Origin of the sequence: Rhizobium sp. FKY42 (assembly GCF_005222835.1) — a bacterium.
Lineage (GTDB): Bacteria > Pseudomonadota > Alphaproteobacteria > Rhizobiales > Rhizobiaceae > Neorhizobium.
In genome coordinates, this window is the sequence record NZ_STGA01000011.1 from 39,624 (window position 1) to 57,779 (window position 18,156).

Consider the following 18,156-nt stretch of genomic DNA (forward strand, 5'->3'; position numbering starts at 1 on the left):
TCCGTCATGTGTGCTATCGCAGGCTACTTTGGCGGAAACTTTTCAGGTGAAACAGGCGCTTCCTATCTGCGTCTCATGCTTGACCATCTGAACCATCGCGGACCCGATGGAAATGGCATATTGGTCAATGGCGACGTCGGGTTGGCCCATGCGCGGCTCTCCATTGTTGGACTGGCAGATGGCTCTCAGCCCATGGTCAGCACGGATGGAAATCTTTCCATTTCTTACAATGGAGAAGTGTTCAATTACGTTGAATTATGCCAAGAATTGAACAGGAAAGGACATAACCTCAAATCGGGCTCCGATACGCAGGTTCTCCTCACGGCCTTCGGCGACAAGGGACTGGATTGCCTCCCGGATCTCAATGGTGATTTTGCTTTCGCAATTCATGACAGAACCCGGCAACGACTGGTCCTTGCTCGAGACAGGGTGGGGGTCAGACCCCTGTTCTATACGCATTGTAACGGTGCGGTTTTCTTTGCTTCCGAGGTCCAGGCCTTGCTCGCACTGCCAGGCGTGTCCCATGAGCTCGATCCGATAGCACTGGATCAAACCTTCACCCTGTGGTGCCCCATATCGCCCCGCACGGCCTATGCCGCGATCAAGGAATTGCCGCCGGGCCATGTCATGGTTCTGGAGGCGGGCATGCAACGGATCCATGCATGGTGGAAGCCCGAATTCCCTGATCGATCCGATGTCGCAACCGACGCGCTCCCTGAAAACCAGATCGAAGAGCTTGAAGCTCTGCTGGTGGACGCCACCCGCCTTCGGCTCCGTGCGGATGTTCCGGTGGGTGCCTATCTGTCCGGGGGGCTGGATTCCTCCCTACTGTCGGCATTGGCTGCCAAAATCCATGGTCATGAACTGCGGACCTATTCGCTGCGTTTCGACAGTGTCGAGCATGACGAAGGACGATGGCAAGGGATGATGGCGGAATCGATCGGCTCTCATCATGTCAGCGTAACGTCTTCGCATGACCAGATCCGCGATGAGCTGCCGACGGCCATGAGTTCGATACGTCAGCCGATTTTACGCACCGCTCCGGTACCCCTTCAGAGTCTTGCCCGGTCGGTGAGGGACGATGGCAGGAAGGTTGTCCTCACAGGGGAGGGAGCCGACGAAATCTTTGCCGGTTACGACCTGTTTCGAGAGGCGAAGGCAAGGCGGTTCTGTGGCCGTCAACCTTCCTCGGCGAGGCGACCAAGAATTTTCCAGCGTCTATACCCCTACCTTCCTGGTATTCAGCAGCAGACACCGGAGTATCTGGCTCGCTTCTTCGGTATCGGAGCGGAAGATCTTCAGGATCCGCTCTATTCTCATCGACCGCGGTTCAGGTCGACAGCATCGGCAAAGCTGTTCTTTTCTTCCGAACTTCGCGGCATCCTTGGCAACTACGATGCAGCGGAAGAACTGGTAAGCCAACTGCCGGATGATTTCAGGCGTTGGCATCCGCTCAATCAGGCGCAGTACCTGGAGACTCGTTATCTCTTGCCGGGTTATATCCTATCGGCGCAGGGCGACCGGCCGATGATGGCGAATGCGGTGGAGGGGCGTTTTCCGTTTCTCGATCATCGCGTCGTCGCGTTCGCCTCTCGTTTGCACCCGGATCGCAAATTGAAGGGGTTGCGCGAGAAGCATATCCTGAAGGAAGTTGCCCGTCGGCATATACCCGGCGAAATCATCGATAGACCCAAACAGCCCTATCGCGCTCCCGATGCTGCCAGTTTTGCCAAGCCACGAGGTCCTGATTATCTGAGGACCGTCCTCTCGCCAGAGAAACTGAAAGCTTCTGCATTCTTCAATCCTGTTGCCGTCGGCAAACTTGCCGACAAGGCGATGCTAGGTGAAATTGCAAGCTTCAGAGATAACTCCGCATTCATCGGAGTCTTGTCCACGCAAATCTTGGCCATCGGAATGAGCGACAGCCTCTCCAATTGTGAAAACGGGATCAGCCCTAACCATGTCAGATGATACCAAAGCCATACTTCGCGCCTTCATTGTCGAAAACTTTCTCTTCGGCGACGAGTCACAGCCGCTAACGGCGGACACATCTCTCATCGACAATGATTACGTGGACTCGACCGGTATTCTGGAGCTTGTGAGCTATCTGGAGGAGACGTTCGGCATCAAGGTTGCAGATACCGACATCATTCCGGCAAATCTGGATAGCCTCGCCCGGATTGCAGCATTCGTCGACCGAAAGCAGGCAGGTTGACCATCACATGACGCGGATCGAGCAGTATCTGGTTCACAGTGCAGATCTGCATGCAGACAAGAACGCAATCGTCTCAGATGGAATGCGGCTGAGTTATGCTGATTTGTTGGATCGGTCCGCTCGAATGGCCCAGTCGCTCGCCGAACACGGCGTCGGCGAAGGTGAGCGCGTTATCCTGTTTCTTGATAACGGCTGGGAGTTCGGCGTGGCCGTGTTTGCAGTCTGGATGGCGGGCGCTATCATCTGTCCTGTCAATCCGTCGACAAAGCCATCTCGTCTGCAACAGATCGTGCAGGATTGCCAACCATGTCTCATTATCACCGAGACCAGGCTTGTCGGGCACCTGGAAGCGATGGACGGCGACATTCCTTGTATTGTCGCCGGGGAAGGCGGCAGCCTGAGGCAGACGTTCGAGTCGGATCCATTCCCTTTCCTGTCGCGTTCGACTGATGCCCTGGCAGCCATCATTTATACGTCCGGCTCTACGGGATTGCCGAAAGGCGTGATGCTGTCCCATGCCAATCTCGACGCTGCGGTAACCTCCATCACATCCTATCTCGGAAACACCTTCAGTGACGTTATTCTGGTGGTGCTACCGATGTCGTTCGGCTACGGGCTCAACCAGTTGATGAGTTCGGTGAAGGTCGGCGCGACGCTGGTTATCGAAAGGTCATTCGCCTATCCCGAACAGGTCTACCAGACGATCGAGACGGAAAGTGTAACGGGCTGGCCCATTGTTCCCTCGATCGCCGCTATCATGATGCAGGCGCGAGAGCTTGACCCCGGACGGTTTGCCAGTCTGCGCTATGTGACATGTGCGGCAGCGCCATTGCCGCTTGCCCACCAGGATTGGTTGCGCGCTTTCCTGCCGCACGCGGACCTTTTCGTTATGTATGGCCAGACGGAATGCACGCGTGCGACGTGGTTGCCGCCTGTTGAACTTGATCGTCACCGGGGCTCGGTTGGAATTGCAATGGCCGGCGTGAAGTTGAGGATCGTCGACGACGAGGGGAGATCCTTAGCCCCGGGTCAGGTGGGTGAACTTCTGGTTTGTGGCCCGAACGTCATGCAGGGTTATTGGCGAAACGAAGAGGCCACTCGCCGGGCGCTTTCCATCGATCCATTCACCGGAGAATGCTGGCTGCGGACAGGTGATCTCTTCAGCGCCGATGAGGACGGTTTCATCAGTTTCGTATCGCGCATGGACGACATCATCAAATGCCGCGGCGAGAAGGTTGCGCCGCATATGGTGGAAGAGGTGCTTTGCCAGATGCCTGGTATCTCCGATGCCGTCGCAATCGGTGTACCTCACGATCTTCTCGGCCAGGCTATCAAGGCCGTCATCGTCAGCCAGGAGGCTCAGATGACGGCCCGCGATGTTCAGCGGTTTTGTGCTAGGCATCTTGAAGAGCATATGGTGCCAAAGATCGTCGAGTTCAGAAACTCGCTACCAAAAACGCCTTCGGGCAAGGTCAGCCGCAGGCTCCTTATCGAGCCGGAACAGCCCATGGAGTAAGCTGAATGGGACATCAATCCAACCATATCCCTCCATTTGCTCCGTTGGTTCTGGATGCAAAGGCTGAAATTGAGGCGACTGCAAACTGGTTGCGCGAGCGACTTCGCACGGACCTGCGTAAACGCGGTCTGGTGCTCGGTCTGTCCGGTGGTATCGATTCCAGCCTTTGCGCTGCTTTGGCTGTCGAGGCGGTTGGCGCAAAGAACGTTTTCGGAATCTTCATGCCGGAGAATGACTCCGATCCGGAAAGTCTGCGTCTTGGTCAAAAACTTGCCGCCCGGTTTGGTATAGAGACGATCATAGAGGATATTGGCCCCGCGCTTTCTGCAGCCGGATGCTATGAGCGGCGCGATGGCTTCATTCGCGAAGCGGTGCCGGAATATGGCGCCGGATGGAGCTCCAAGATTGTCTTCGACAATCCGTTGACCAGTGGCGGCTACAATATCTCTTCGCTTGTCGTTCAGGCACCGGACGGAGAGATGCAAAAGGTTCGGTTGAGCGCGAAGGCCTATCTCGGCATCGTGGCGGCGACAAACATGAAGCAGCGCACGCGCAAGCAGATCGAATACTACCATGCCGATCGTCTGAATTATGCTGTGCTGGGAACCCCCAACCGGCTCGAATACGATCAGGGTTTCTTCGTCAAGAACGGAGACGGAGCTGCTGACATCAAGCCGATCGCGCATCTCTACAAAAGTCAGGTGTTTCAACTGGCAGCCGAACTCGGCGTACCGGAAGAAATTCTATCCAGACCGCCGACAACCGACACTTACTCCCTGCCACAGACGCAGGAAGAGTTCTACTTCGCGCTGCCGTACCAGAAGATGGATATCTGCCTCTTCGGTCTGGAGAACGGTTTGTCTTCGCATGAGATCGCTGGCCCGGTCGGCCTGTCTCCCGAGCAGGTTAACCTTGTCTGGCAAGATATAAAGGCGAAGCGCAAGGTCGCCCGATACCTCCACGCATCACCACTGACGCGGCTTTAATCGATATGATGAAAATTAAGGCATAATATGTCATGCCTTAATTTTCATCTATCTCATCTTGTCAACTATGCTGCGTTGCGGCATGGTTGTGGCCATGAACCATCTCGACCTAACCATCCTCGTCATCGATGAAAACGCCGTACGCGCGGCGATCATTGATGAAGGTTTGCGCGAGGCTGGGCATCACCGTGTCACTGTCGTTCATGAAGTTCACGGCATCGCGCGCCTGATCGAGAATCTGAAGCCCGACGTCATCATCATCGATATCGAAAATCCCAACCGCGACATGATGGAGCATCTGTTCCAGCTGACGCGCTCGATAAGCCGACCGATTGCCATGTTTGTCGATCGCTCGGATACGGCATCCATTGAAGCCGCCGTCGATGCGGGCGTGTCTGCCTACATTGTCGATGGACTGCGAAAGGAACGGGTGAAGCCCATTCTCGATATGGCAGTGTCGCGCTTCAACGTCTTCAACCGTTTGCAGCGGGAACTGGCAGAGGCGAGATCGGCGCTGGAAGAGCGCAAGGTCATCGAGCGAGCGAAGGGCATACTGATGAGGATGCGTAATCTCTCCGAAGAGGAAGCCTTCACGCTTCTGCGTCAGACCGCGATGAATGAAAAGAAGCGATTGGCAGACATTGCCCAGTCGGTCGTGACCGCGGCCGGGATGTTGCTGTGATGACAGGTGATCGCGGCACGTCAGAACCGGAGGGCGCGCAATGTACAGGATGACGAACGTGCCGGACAGCAGTAGCAATCTCGCGGCCCCAGCTTTGGGTGGAGAGCCTCAGCAGAAGATCTTGCGGGCCGGCTTTATCCCCTTGATGGATGCCTCTATCCTCATTGCCGCGGTGGAAATGGGCTTTGCCTGGCGCGAGGGCCTTTCCATCGAATTGGTTCGGGATGTCTCCTGGGCAAATGTACGCGATCGTCTTGCTTTCCGGCAATTTGATATGGCCCATATGCTCTCTCCTATGCCGGTCGCGGCAAGCCTCGGGCTGGGCTCCAATCCATCGCCGACGATGACACCTTTCTCGCTTGGGAGAGGCGGCAATGCCATAACGCTTTCCACGCGTCTGTTCGAGCGGATGCAAGCCGTTGCTGGGCTGGGAGAAGACGCATCTGCCTTGGAAAACGCCCGGGCGCTTGCGGCGGTTCTCGCCGATATGCGTGATAGAGGCGAGAGCCCGCCGACACTGGGAATGACCTATCCGTTCTCGTCGCACAATTACGAGTTCCGCTACTGGCTGGCAGCAGGGGGCATCAATCCGGATCGTGACGTCAAAATGGTGGTCGTGCCGCCGCCGCTGACGTCAGACGCTCTGGAGGCTGGCGCGATCGATGGGTTCTGTGTTGGCGCACCCTGGAACATGGTCGCTTCCGAACGCGGGGTCGGGCGTATCGTTGCCGCCAAGCAGGATATCTGGCCTTCGGCACCGGAAAAGGTGATTGGTATGCGCCCGGAATGGGCAGAAGCCAACACAGACACTGTTTTGCGGCTGATCGTTGCACTGGATGCTGCTGCGCGATGGTGCGACGAGGCGGCAAACCACGCGCATCTCGCGGAAATCCTGGCGGCTGACCGCTATATCGCGGCGCCCGTCGAAATCATCCGTCAGGTTCTGGCAGGCCGCTTCTCGCTGGATGCCAAGGGAAATCGCCGCGTTATTCGAAACTATTTTACCTTCCACCAGCATGGCGCCAACATTCCGCAGCCGCGTCAGGCCCTCTGGATCTTCAGCCAGATGGTGCGTTGGGGCCAAACGCGGTTCTCCCAACAGGCCGCGGATGCTGCTGCATCGGCATTCCGGCCAGATCTCTACCGAGCCGCTTTGGGGCAGTTGGGCGGGCATGACGGTGACTTGGCGCCTGCAGGAAGCGAGCCCGACGATGTTTTTATGGACGGCAAAATTTTCGATCCGGCTGCCATCGAGGCTTACGTCAACAGCTTTGCAGTTCGGGCAGAGGAAAACGGTACGCTGCCGTCGGCGTTGGAAACCTGAGCCCCGTACTTGCTGCGCCTGCTCAGAATGGCAGCAGCTGACCAAAGTCGACGCTTCCAAATTAGGCATACCACAGCGAGCCTAGTTTTAGATCGTCCATTCGAAACCAAAATTATTCCAACCTTTACAGCACTTTGCACTTCACCGCCAAAACTGGCACGCAGCTTGCAAAGCTAATATCGCACCGGTCAATGGCGATCGGCAGGCAGATGAGCGTCCCACCGGACATCATACAGATCATCAGACAACGACGTCGCAGGCTTCCTTGCCGTCCGGCTCCTCCCGCCCGGATGCTGCATTCAAGCACGCGGCGTTTTTTCGTTTTGGCACTCCGTCACAGAGGGGAATGAAAAAAATGACGAAGGCATCCGATACCGGCATCAGCCGCCGTACGATTTTGAAGACGTCTGCCACAGCCGCCTTGATTGGCGCAATCAAGACGGCATTCCCCTCCGGTGCTTTTGCCCAAGGGGCAGGCCCTGAAACAACCAAGGCGGTACTCGGCTTTATCGCATTGACCGATTCCGCGCCGCTGATCATCGCAAAGGAAAAGGGACTTTTCGCCAAGTACGGAATGCCGGATGTCGAGGTCGTCAAACAGGCCTCTTGGGGCACGACGCGAGATAATCTCGTTCTTGGGTCTGCAGGAAGCGGTATCGATGGGGCTCATATTCTGACGCCGATGCCCTATCTCATTTCTACCGGCAAAGTGACGCAGAACAACCAGCCCTTGCCCATGGTTATCCTGTCGCGTCTCAACCTTGATGCTCAGGCTATTTCCGTCGGTTCCGCCTATGCGGACCTCAAGGTCGGTCTCGATTCAGGAGCGCTTAAGGAAGCCTTCGCCAAGAAGAAGGCGGCAGGCACGCCTGCCAAGGTCGCCATGACCTTCCCCGGTGGCACGCATGACCTCTGGATCCGTTACTGGCTGGCCGCCGGCGGTATCGATCCGGACAAGGATGTGGAGACGATCGTCGTGCCGCCGCCGCAGATGGTGGCAAACATGAAGGTTGGCACCATGGACTGTTTCTGCGTGGGCGAGCCGTGGAACGAGCAGCTGGTCAATCAGGGCATCGGCTACACGGCGGTCAACACCGCAGAGATCTGGAACAAGCATCCGGAAAAATCCTTCGCCATGCGCGCCGACTGGGTGGAGAAGAATCCGCGCGCCACAAAAGCCCTGCTGATGGCTGTTCTGGAAGCCGCGCAGTGGTGCGATGACATGAAGAACAAGGAAGAACTGGCCGAAATCGTTGGCAAGCGTAGCTGGTTCAACGTGCCGCCGAAGGACATTACAGACCGTATCAAGGGAAAATACAATTACGGCAATGGCAAACTGGTCGAAAACAGCCCGCACTTCATGAAGTTCTGGCGCGACCACGCCTCCTATCCCTACCAGAGCCATGATGCCTGGTTCCTGACGGAAGATATCCGCTGGGGCAAGTTCGAGCCGACGCTCGATATCAAGGCGCTCGTTTCCAAGGTGAACCGTGAAGATCTGTGGCGCGATGCCGCCAAGGCGCTTGGTGTGACGGATATTCCTGCCTCGACGTCTCGAGGCAAGGAAACCTTCTTCGACGGCAAGGTCTTCGATCCGGAAAACCCGGCTGCCTACCTGAAGAGCCTCAGCATTTCCCGCATGGCTTGAGCCAACCCGCTTCGAGGGCGCTGACTGCAAGCGCCCTCGCACCCGGAATTCAACAAAGGAAAGCGGCCATGTCCGTTACGCAACTGAACATCAAGGAAAGCAAGCAGGTGAGCCCGAAAGCACAGGTGGTTGCCTTCTCTCCTGCAAAGCCAAGGCGGTCGATTGTCTTAATGGCGACTGAGAAGGCTCGTCGTCTGACTGCGACTGTCCTGCCACCGCTTTTGACGCTTGCGCTTCTGGTGCTGGCCTGGGAGATCCTCTGTTCTTCGCCCACCTCAAGCCTGCCCGCACCCAGCCGTGTGTTGAGTGAAAGCTGGGAGTTGATCATTCATCCCTTCCATGTAGGGCAGGGGGTAGATCAGGGCATGTTCTGGCACATCGCCGCCAGCCTTCAGCGTGTCGCACTGGGCTATGCGCTGGCCGCCATCGCTGGCATCGCGCTCGGAGTTCTCGTCGGTCAGAGCCAGTGGGCCATGCGCGGTCTGGACCCGATTTTCCAGATCCTGCGTACGGTGCCGCCGCTTGCCTGGCTGCCACTGTCGCTTGCCGCCTTCCGTGATGGCAATCCCTCGGCCATCTTCGTGATCTTCATCACGGCAATCTGGCCGGTCATCATCAATACGGCTGTGGGCATCCGCAACATCCCGCAGGATTACCAGAACGTCGCCAAGGTGCTGCGCCTCAACGGCTTCGAGTATTTCGGCAAGATCATGCTGCCTGCCGCAGCCCCCTACATCTTCACCGGCCTGCGTATCGGCATCGGCCTCTCCTGGCTTGCTATCGTTGCGGCGGAAATGCTGATCGGCGGCGTCGGCATCGGCTTCTTCATCTGGGATGCTTGGAACTCGTCGCTCATCAGCGACATCATCGTGGCGCTTGTCTATGTCGGCGTCGTCGGTTTCCTGCTCGACCGCCTCATTGCTTTCGTCGGGCGCCTCGTCACCCGTGGCACTGCCAACGCCTGAAGGATCACGACCATGGCACAATCCTATCTTTCGCTGGAATTCATCGACAAGACCTTCGAGCGCAACGGTACCAAAAGCGAAGTGCTGAAGCAGGTCTCGCTCGGCGTCGACAAGGGTGAGTTCGTTTCCATCATTGGCCATTCCGGCTGCGGCAAGTCCACGGTGCTCAACATCATCGCCGGACTGATCGACGCCACATCCGGTGCCGTTTTCCTGGATGGAAAGCACGTTGACGCCCCCGGTCCGGAGCGCGCGGTTGTGTTCCAGAACCATTCGCTTCTGCCTTGGCTCACCGTCTACGAGAACATCAACCTTGCTGTCTCCAAGGTCTTTCGCGGCAAGAAGAATAAAGCCGAGCAGCACGACTGGGTGATGCACAATCTCGATCTGGTGCAGATGGCGCATGCGAAGGACAAGCGTCCGGCGGAAATTTCCGGCGGCATGAAGCAGCGCGTTGGCATTGCCCGCGCCCTTGCGATGGAACCCAAGGTCTTGCTGCTCGATGAGCCTTTCGGTGCGCTCGATGCGCTGACCCGCGCCCATTTGCAGGATGCGGTGATGGAGATCCATGCGCGCCTCGGCAACACCATGATCATGATCACACACGATGTGGACGAGGCGGTTCTTCTGTCCGACCGCATCGTCATGATGACCAATGGTCCGGCAGCAAAAATTGGCGAGGTGCTGGAGGTTCCGATTGCCAGACCCCGAAACCGCATCGAGCTTGCCTCAGACCGCACCTATCTCAAGTGCCGCGAGGCCGTGTTGAAATTCCTCTACGAGCGTCATCGCTTCGTGGAAGCGGCGGAGTAAGCGAGATGGTCCAGAAACTCGTCATCATTGGCAATGGCATGGCGCCGGGCCGCATGCTGGAGCATCTCTTCGAGCAGGCACCGGTGGCCTACGAGGTCACCATCTTCAACGCCGAACCCCGCGTCAATTATGACCGGATCATGCTTTCCCCGGTTTTGTCCGGTGAAAAGACCTACGAAGACATCATCATTCACGGTGATGCCTGGTACGAAATGCATGGAGTGACGCTGCATCGTGGCGACAGGATCGTGGAGATCGACCGCGTAAAGCGCACCGTGACCTCGGAAAAGGGCGTCGTCGCAGAATATGACCGGCTGATCATCGCAACCGGCTCAAATCCTTTCATCATTCCGGTGCCGGGCAAGGATCTGAAGGGTGTGGTTGCCTATCGCGATCTGGATGATGTGGGTTCCATGCTTGCTGCTGCCGAGGCGGGAGGAGACGCCATCGTGATTGGCGGCGGGCTGCTGGGCCTTGAGGCCGCGGCGGGCCTCAAGGCTCGCGGCATGAACGTAACCGTTTTGCATGTGATGCCGAGCCTGATGGAGCGGCAGCTTGACCCGGCTGCCGGATATCTTCTGCAGAAGGCGCTAGAGGATCGCGGTATTCATATTGTCTGCAAGGCAAATACCAGGGCGATCCTCGGGGAGGACAAGGTAGAGGCCGTAGAACTCGAGGATGGCCGGATTATTCCCGCTTCCATCGTGGTGATGGCGGTCGGCATCCGTCCCAATGTTCAGCTGGCGAAGGATGCAGGCCTCGCGGTCAATCGCGGCATTGTTGTCGATGACGGCATGATGACCTCTGATGGACACATTATGGCGCTTGGTGAATGTGCGGAAGTTGGCGGCCAGGTCTACGGTCTCGTTGCTCCTCTCTATGAAATGGCCCGCATTGCCGCCTCGCATCTGGCAGGCGATAGAACGCCGGCTTTCGTTCATTCCGACACCCCGACGAAGCTCAAGGTCACCGGCATTGATCTCTATTCACTGGGGGACTTTGCCGAAGGGCCGGACCGCGAGGAAATCGTCCTGCGTGATGCCGCGACTGGCATCTACAAGCGGCTGGTCATCAAGGAAAACCGCATCATCGGCACCGTGCTTTACGGTGAAACGGCGGATGGCGCCTGGTTCAATGATCTCAAGAAGAAGCAGACCGACATTTCCGAGATGCGCGATACCCTTATTTTCGGCCAGGCCTATCAGGGAGGGTCTCCGCTGGACCCTATGGCGGCCGTTGCAGCCTTGCCGGATGATGCGGAAATCTGCGGCTGCAACGGCGTTTGCAAGGGTAAAATCACCTCGACGATTACGGGTAAAGGGCTGACCTCACTGGATGAGGTGCGCGCCCACACTAAGGCTTCCGCCTCTTGCGGTTCCTGTACCGGGCTGGTCGAACAACTGATGACCCTGACGCTGGGCGACAAGTACAATCCTGCAGCCGTTACGCCGATGTGTACCTGTACGGACCTTGGCCATGACGATGTGCGCCGTTTGATCAAGGCGAAGGGCCTGAAGAGTATTCCTGCCGTCATGCAGGAACTGGAATGGAAGACCTCCTGCGGCTGCGCCAAATGCCGTCCAGCGCTGAACTACTATCTCGTCTGCGATTGGCCGGATGAATATGCGGACGACTATCAGTCCCGTTTCATCAATGAGCGGGTTCACGCCAATATCCAAAAGGATGGCACTTACTCCGTCGTTCCCCGCATGTGGGGGGGCGTCACGAACGCGAAGGAATTGCGCGCCATCGCCGACGTGGTCGACAAGTTCCAGATCCCCATGGTGAAAGTGACTGGCGGCCAGCGTATCGATCTGCTTGGGGTCGAAAAGGAAGACCTGCCCGCCGTCTGGGCCGATCTCGGTCAGGCCGGTTTCATATCCGGTCAGGCCTATGCCAAAGGTTTGCGCACCGTCAAAACCTGCGTCGGGTCTGACTGGTGCCGCTTCGGCACGCAGGATTCCACCGGCCTCGGTATCCGCATCGAGAAGTTCATGTGGGGCTCGTGGACACCGGCCAAGCTGAAGCTTGCAGTCTCGGGCTGTCCGAGAAACTGCGCCGAAGCCACATGCAAGGATATCGGCGTGATCTGCGTCGATTCCGGCTTCGAGATCCATTTTGCCGGCGCCGCCGGTCTCGACATCAAAGGCACGGATGTTCTGGGTCTGGTAAAGACCGAGGACGAGGCGCTGGAAGTGATCGTGGCGTTGACCCAGATGTATCGCGAACAGGGTCGATATCTGGAGCGCATCTATAAATGGGCGAAACGGGTCGGCCATGACGAGATCAGGCAGCAGATTCTGCACGATACCGAACGGCGCAAGGCCTATTACGACCGCTTTGTCTTCAGCCAGCAATTCGCGCAGGTCGATCCATGGTCGGAGCGTGTTTCCGGTAAGGACAAACACGAGTTCAAACCCATGGCAAGCGTCGGTTATGGCGAAGCTGCCGAGTGATCTGGTTTATGAAAGGACCCATTCCATGAACTGGAAAACGATAGGCCATATCGACGATATTCCACTGCGGGGCGCGCGTTGCATCAAGACGCCAGGCATGAACATCGCCGTATTTCGCACAAGCGAGAACGAGGTTTTTGCCATTGAAAACCGCTGCCCTCACAAGGCAGGCCCCCTGTCGGAGGGCATCGTGCACGGAAAAGCCGTTACCTGCCCGCTGCATAACTGGGTCATCTCGCTGGAAAACGGCATGGCGCAAGGTGCGGATGAGGGCGAAGTGCGCACCTTCGAACTTCGCAACGAAAATGGCGTTCTATCGATCCTTCTCGATCACCCCATGATGGTCGCGGCAGAGTAGGGGAATGCTCATGGGCACTGAAACGCGGACCGCCTGTCCCTATTGCGGCGTCGGCTGCGGCGTCATCGCCAAGGTCGAGGATGACGGTCGGGTGAGCGTGAAGGGCGATCCCGATCATCCTGCAAACTTTGGTAGGCTCTGTTCCAAGGGCTCGGCACTGGCGGAAACGCTGGATCTTGACGGGCGCGCTTTGGTGCCAAGGGTCAATGGCAAGCGCGCCAGCTGGGATGATGCACTGGATCTGGTGGCGGAAAGGTTCTCTTCCGCCATTCGCGACCATGGCCCGGATTCGGTGGCCTTCTATCTCTCCGGTCAGCTTCTGACCGAGGATTACTACGTTGCCAACAAGCTGATGAAGGGGTTCATCGGCTCTGCCAATATCGATACCAATTCTCGCCTGTGCATGGCCTCCTCCGTGGCAGGCCATAAGCGTGCGTTCGGGTCCGATACAGTTCCTGGAACTTATGAAGATCTGGAGCTTGCCGACCTCGTGGTACTGGTCGGGTCGAACACGGCCTGGTGCCATCCGGTGCTTTATCAGCGCCTTGCGGCTGCAAAGGCAAACCGCCCGCATATGAAGGTGGTGGTCATCGATCCGCGCAGAACCGCCACCTGTGACATTGCGGATCTTCACCTGGCAGTGCGTGGCCAGGCGGATGTGGCCCTGTTTAACGGTCTGCTTCATCATCTGGCGCAGGAGGGCCATGTGGATGAAGCCTATGTGGCGCAACACACAACCGGCTTTGCCGACGCACTGATGGCGTGTCAGCACACCAGCATGGCCGAGCTTGCGGAATCAACAGGCATATCCACCCTGCAATTGCGACTGTTCTTCCAGTGGTTTGCAAGCACGGAACGGGTCGTCACTTGCTACAGCCAAGGCGTGAACCAATCCGCTAGCGGCACCGATAAGGTCAATGCCATCATCAATTGCCATCTTGCCACAGGCAGGATCGGCAAGCCGGGATCGGGCCCATTTTCCCTGACCGGGCAGCCCAATGCGATGGGTGGACGCGAAGTCGGCGGTCTTTCCAATATGCTCGCCGCGCATATGGACATCGCAAGTGATGCAGATCGTGATCGTGTCCAGCGGTTCTGGGCATCGCCGGCCATCGCTTCAAAACCGGGCCTGAAGGCCGTCGACATGTTCGAGGCCGTAGCAGCGGGCAAGATCAAGGCGCTGTGGATCATGTCCACCAATCCTGTCGTCTCCATGCCGAATGCCGATTTCGTCAAAGCGGCCATCGAAGCCTGCCCGTTTGTGGTGGTGTCGGACATGCAGGAAAATACAGATACAGCAAGACTTGCCCACGTTCTGCTTCCTTCCGCCGGATGGGGTGAGAAAAGCGGAACGGTTACCAATTCGGAGCGTCGCATCTCGCGCCAGCGCCCGTTTCTGGCCTCCCCCGGTGAAGCGAGAGCCGACTGGTGGCAGATGGCGCAAGTGGCCCGGCGGATGGGGTTCGGTGCCGGATTTGCCTATCAGAACGCCAGCGACATCTTCCGGGAACATGCAGAGCTTTCAGCCTTTGAAAACAACGGCGATCGCGATTTCGATATCGGTGCTTACGCAACGCTGGAGTGGCAGGATTACGACGCACTCGAGCCTTTCCAGTGGCCCCAGGCAGCAGGCTCCGAACCTGACGTGACCCGCTTCTTCGCGAATGGGCGGTTCTACCACCCGGATGGCCGGGCACGCTTTGTGCCGGTGCAGGCAAAGCTCGACCATCGTCCTCCGGCGGGCTTTCCACTCATCTTGAATACCGGGCGTATTCGGGATCAGTGGCATACCATGACACGTACCGGCAAAAGTGCGCGGCTTTCATCCCATATGGCGGAGCCATTTGCGGAAATCAGCCCCTCCGATGCCCGGCAATTTGGTCTGGAGGATGCAGATCTGGTGGAACTGACAGGGACCACGGGTGCCAGATGCATCGTCCGTGCGCTGATTACGGACAGACAGGTTCCGGGCTCGGTCTTCGTCCCCATGCACTGGAACGACAATAATGCAGCTCGTGCGCGCGTCGATGCCTTGGTCTCCAATGAGCGCGATCCGATTTCCGGCCAGCCCGCACTGAAGAACGCTGCCATTACACTGAAAAGGGTCGAGGCATCCTGTCATGCCTTCCTGATCTGCCGTGAAAAGCCTCTCGAGCTCGATTTCGACTACTGGACTATCGCGCCGTGTGATGGCGGGTATCGATTGGAACTTGCTGGTCATCCCCCAAGGGAAGGCTGGCAGTCATGGTTCGTAAGATCACTTCGGCTTCCCGAAAGCGTAGACATCGTCGGACTGTCTGACGAGCCGACCGGCGCCGTGCGCATGGCCGCGTTCGCCGGAGAGCAGTTGCTGGCCGCGCTCTTCGTGGCGTCTTGTCCGGTTGCTGTGTCACGTCAATGGGCAATCAGCCAGTTGATGGAGACACATGACAGGAAATCGCGCATTGCCATAATCGCTGGTCGACCGCCTGTCGACCAGCCGGACAAGGGCGCCATCATCTGCTCCTGCTTCAATGTCGGGCTCAACGAAATTGCGACAGCAGCACGAACCGGTTGCGACACCGTTGCTGCTATTGGCGAACTGCTGAAAGCGGGAACGAATTGCGGTTCCTGCCGCCCCGATATCCGGCGGATCATCACGGAGCGTCAGGTCATCGCCGCCGAGTGATGGCCATTCGATCCAGTTCGCTCTGAAACAAGGCGGTTAGCAGGTTTGACTGGCTGACGATACTGGCAAGCTTGCGGTCTGCATCTACGACCGGCAGATGCCGTTCCTTGTCGAGAGGGCTGGCGGGTGCTGCGAAAAGCAACACGGCGGACTCGGTGCGACCAGCAATGGAACGCTTGCATCGGACTGGAGGGCGATTGTGCTGACCAATCCGGTCGCAAGGATGCCGGTCATCGCACCCAGCGATGCGCGAAGCTTTTCACGAGGACTGGTCGGCACGATGGCCGGATTGAGTTTGTGAAAAAGCGACATGCCTGGAATTTCTGCGCAACCGGGAACGATGCGCTGCGATAGCATGTTGCCCATCGCTTAGGCAGAAGAGATTTTTTAAACTTCAGAGATTGCTGAAATGTTTGCTTCGGAGCGGGGCAGGTGGCATCAGGTGCGCGTTGCTGTGCTGGAAGCAAAAGTCCTGCTCGCATCACCAACAATCGACACATGGGAATAGGCCGCGCAAGAAGCAGCTGCGCCATCGCGGTTCAGGATAGCTCTGACGATCCCGTCATGCTCATCCCAGGAGTGCTGCAGTCTGCCCTCCAGGCGAAACTGTGCGCGACGAAAGGGTGCAAGACGTGCCCTGGTCTGGAGCACTGTTTCCTGAATATGCGCATTGTGAGCGCCGGAGTACAGCCTGTTATGAAACTCGGTGTTAAAGGCCGCGTAGTCCTCCGATGCTCCAGCTTTGACGATGTCGAAGCTTTCGCGATGGAGACGTTCCAACTCTTCGCGCTCCTGTGCCGTCATTCTTTCTGCGGAAAGTCTGGCGCAGATTGCCTCCAGTTCAGCCATGGCCTCGAACATTGAGCTCAGAAAATCACCGGAAACATTGGTCACGACAGCGCTGCGGTTGGGCGGGCGCTCCACTAACCCCATGGCGCAGAGCTGCCTAAGTGCTTCCCGAACGGGCGTTCGAGAGACCTGGAAGCGTCCGGCTAGCCCACCTTCGTCAAGCTTCGCGCCGGGCTGAAGATCACCACTGATAATGAGGTCGGAGATCGCGCGCACCAACTGCTCGACCGTGTCACCTGTTCTGACCAGTTCCCTCACGATATCGATGACCTTATCCAAGCTGCATGCACTTATCTGAGCTTAGCGGAGATTCGGCAAAAGTGGAACGCCACTATGTGTAACGGGCCAAGCAAGTGCAGAATTTTTGTTCAAATCTAGTCTCTGCCTCAAAACGCAGCAAAACAAACAGAAGTGCATACAGTTTGCGCATTGATCCCGAGGCATTGACTGAATTGATCACGCCTTAGCGGCTGTTTCAGGCTGGCATAGGGATTGCATACACTTTCTCAGAGCCGGCAGAAGCCGGATTGAAAAAGGGGAACGACCAATGACCAAGTTGCCTTCAATATCTCGCAGACATTTTCTCCAGACGACATTGGCGGGTGCCGCAGCAGCAGCCACGCCGGGTCTGCTTTCCTCCTCTGCTTTTGCCGCGACGCCGTTGACAATCGGATTCATCTACGTCGGACCTAAGGATGATTACGGCTATAACCAGGCGCATGCTGAAGGTGCAGCCGCCCTGAAATCCATCGAAGGCGTCACGCTCGTTGAAGAGGAAAACGTGCCGGAAACCGTGGATGTCCAGAAGACCATGGAATCGATGATAAACCTTGATGGCGCGAAACTGCTGTTCCCGACTTCGTTCGGTTACTTTGATCCCCATGTTCTGGCGATGGCGAAGAAGTATCCCGATGCGCAGTTTCGCCATTGCGGCGGTCTCTGGACGAAGGAAAAGCATCCGGCGAATGTCGGCTCCTATTTCGGCTACATCCACCAGGGTCAATATTTGAACGGCATCACCGCCGGTTACGCCTCGAAGAGCAAAAAGATCGGCTTTGTGGCGGCCAAGCCGATTCCGCAGGTTCTCCAGAACATCAACGCCTTCCTGCTCGGTGCCCGCTCTGTCGATCCGTCCATCACCTGCCAGGTGATCTTTACGGGCGAGTGGTCGCTTGCCGTGAAGGAAGCGGAAGCCACCAACGCTCTCATCGATCAGGGCGCCGACGTCATTACCTGCCACGTCGATAGCCCGAAGGTCGTCGCCCAGACTGCCGCCGGCCGCGGCGCTTTCGTCTGCGGCTATCACGCCAATCAGTCGGCTCTGGCCGGTGACAAATACCTGACCGGTGCCGAATGGGCCTGGGGAAATGTCTATACCGACTTCATCAAGACAATGCAGGCAGGCAAGCCAATCGGCAATTTCGTGCGCGGTGGCCTGAAAGACGGCTTCGTCAAGATGAGCCCGCTCGGCAAGGCAGTCTCCGCCGATGCTCGAACAAAGTTCGAAGCGACGCAGAAAACCATGCTGGGCGGTAACTTTGCCGTCTTCAAGGGTGGCCTGAAGGATAACAAGGGCAATGTCGTCGTACCCGCAGGCAAGGACTATACGGAGCAGGCCATCGAACTCGAAAGCATGAACTATCTGGTTGAAGGCGTCATCGGCTCCGTCGCCTGAT

At 57.5% G+C, this 18,156-nt stretch carries 15 protein-coding genes; 13 read left to right on the top strand and 2 right to left on the bottom strand.

The genetic code is table 11. The features are described 5' to 3' along the window. Positions 1-6 precede the first annotated feature (6 nt). From asnB to E8M78_RS06295, 12 genes are all read left to right on the top strand, one after another. Positions 7-1,971, top strand: coding sequence for an asparagine synthase (glutamine-hydrolyzing) (gene asnB / locus E8M78_RS06240; RefSeq protein WP_137134253.1), 1,965 nt, complete (start codon positions 7-9; stop codon positions 1,969-1,971). Next, positions 1,961-2,215: an acyl carrier protein gene (locus E8M78_RS06245; RefSeq protein WP_137134254.1), complete on the top strand. Its 255-nt coding sequence runs from the start codon at positions 1,961-1,963 to the stop codon at positions 2,213-2,215. The genes asnB and E8M78_RS06245 overlap by 11 nt, the downstream gene beginning before the upstream one ends. Before the next feature lie 7 nt (positions 2,216-2,222). After that, positions 2,223-3,731 carry a class I adenylate-forming enzyme family protein gene (locus E8M78_RS06250; RefSeq protein ID WP_137134255.1) on the top strand — a complete coding sequence of 503 codons (1,509 nt, stop codon included), beginning with the start codon at positions 2,223-2,225 and terminating at the stop codon, positions 3,729-3,731. A gap of 5 nt (positions 3,732-3,736) precedes the next feature. Next, positions 3,737-4,717, top strand: coding sequence for an NAD(+) synthase (gene nadE / locus E8M78_RS06255; RefSeq protein WP_137134256.1), 981 nt, complete (start codon positions 3,737-3,739; stop codon positions 4,715-4,717). An 82-nt stretch (positions 4,718-4,799) separates the two neighbouring features. Further along, positions 4,800-5,399 (top strand): ANTAR domain-containing response regulator, encoded by a 600-nt coding sequence (locus E8M78_RS06260; RefSeq protein ID WP_170973339.1) that lies wholly within the window; start codon positions 4,800-4,802, stop codon positions 5,397-5,399. A 49-nt stretch (positions 5,400-5,448) separates the two neighbouring features. Further along, positions 5,449-6,723, top strand: a complete 1,275-nt coding sequence (locus E8M78_RS06265; protein WP_137134277.1) for a CmpA/NrtA family ABC transporter substrate-binding protein — start codon at positions 5,449-5,451, stop codon at positions 6,721-6,723. A gap of 355 nt (positions 6,724-7,078) precedes the next feature. Next, positions 7,079-8,371 carry a CmpA/NrtA family ABC transporter substrate-binding protein gene (locus E8M78_RS06270; RefSeq protein WP_170973340.1) on the top strand — a complete coding sequence of 431 codons (1,293 nt, stop codon included), beginning with the start codon at positions 7,079-7,081 and terminating at the stop codon, positions 8,369-8,371. A 68-nt stretch (positions 8,372-8,439) separates the two neighbouring features. Further along, positions 8,440-9,336, top strand: coding sequence for a nitrate ABC transporter permease (gene ntrB / locus E8M78_RS06275; RefSeq protein ID WP_137134259.1), 897 nt, complete (start codon positions 8,440-8,442; stop codon positions 9,334-9,336). A gap of 12 nt (positions 9,337-9,348) precedes the next feature. Then, positions 9,349-10,149, top strand: coding sequence for an ABC transporter ATP-binding protein (locus E8M78_RS06280; protein ID WP_137134260.1), 801 nt, complete (start codon positions 9,349-9,351; stop codon positions 10,147-10,149). A 5-nt stretch (positions 10,150-10,154) separates the two neighbouring features. After that, positions 10,155-12,605 (top strand): nitrite reductase large subunit NirB, encoded by a 2,451-nt coding sequence (gene nirB / locus E8M78_RS06285; RefSeq protein WP_137134261.1) that lies wholly within the window; start codon positions 10,155-10,157, stop codon positions 12,603-12,605. 25 nt (positions 12,606-12,630) lie between these two features. After that, positions 12,631-12,963 carry a nitrite reductase small subunit NirD gene (gene nirD, locus E8M78_RS06290; RefSeq protein WP_137134262.1) on the top strand — a complete coding sequence of 111 codons (333 nt, stop codon included), beginning with the start codon at positions 12,631-12,633 and terminating at the stop codon, positions 12,961-12,963. Between the two features lie 10 nt (positions 12,964-12,973). Beyond that, positions 12,974-15,631, top strand: coding sequence for a nitrate reductase (locus tag E8M78_RS06295; protein ID WP_137134263.1), 2,658 nt, complete (start codon positions 12,974-12,976; stop codon positions 15,629-15,631). Here the strand turns inward: E8M78_RS06295 and E8M78_RS23245 are convergent. Together E8M78_RS23245 and E8M78_RS06300 are read right to left on the bottom strand one after the other, a co-directional pair. After that, complete coding sequence (locus tag E8M78_RS23245) at positions 15,615-15,776, bottom strand: hypothetical protein (RefSeq protein WP_170973341.1); 162 nt, start codon at positions 15,774-15,776, stop codon at positions 15,615-15,617. The genes E8M78_RS06295 and E8M78_RS23245 overlap by 17 nt on opposite strands. Before the next feature lie 293 nt (positions 15,777-16,069). After that, positions 16,070-16,759: a GntR family transcriptional regulator gene (locus E8M78_RS06300; RefSeq protein ID WP_246658241.1), complete on the bottom strand. Its 690-nt coding sequence runs from the start codon at positions 16,757-16,759 to the stop codon at positions 16,070-16,072. A gap of 268 nt (positions 16,760-17,027) precedes the next feature. Between E8M78_RS06300 and E8M78_RS06305 the strand changes: the two genes are divergently transcribed. Beyond that, the gene (locus E8M78_RS06305) at positions 17,028-18,155 is read left to right on the top strand and encodes a BMP family ABC transporter substrate-binding protein (protein WP_137134264.1); all 1,128 of its coding nucleotides are present in this window, start codon (positions 17,028-17,030) and stop codon (positions 18,153-18,155) included. Position 18,156: the final 1 nt, after the last annotated feature.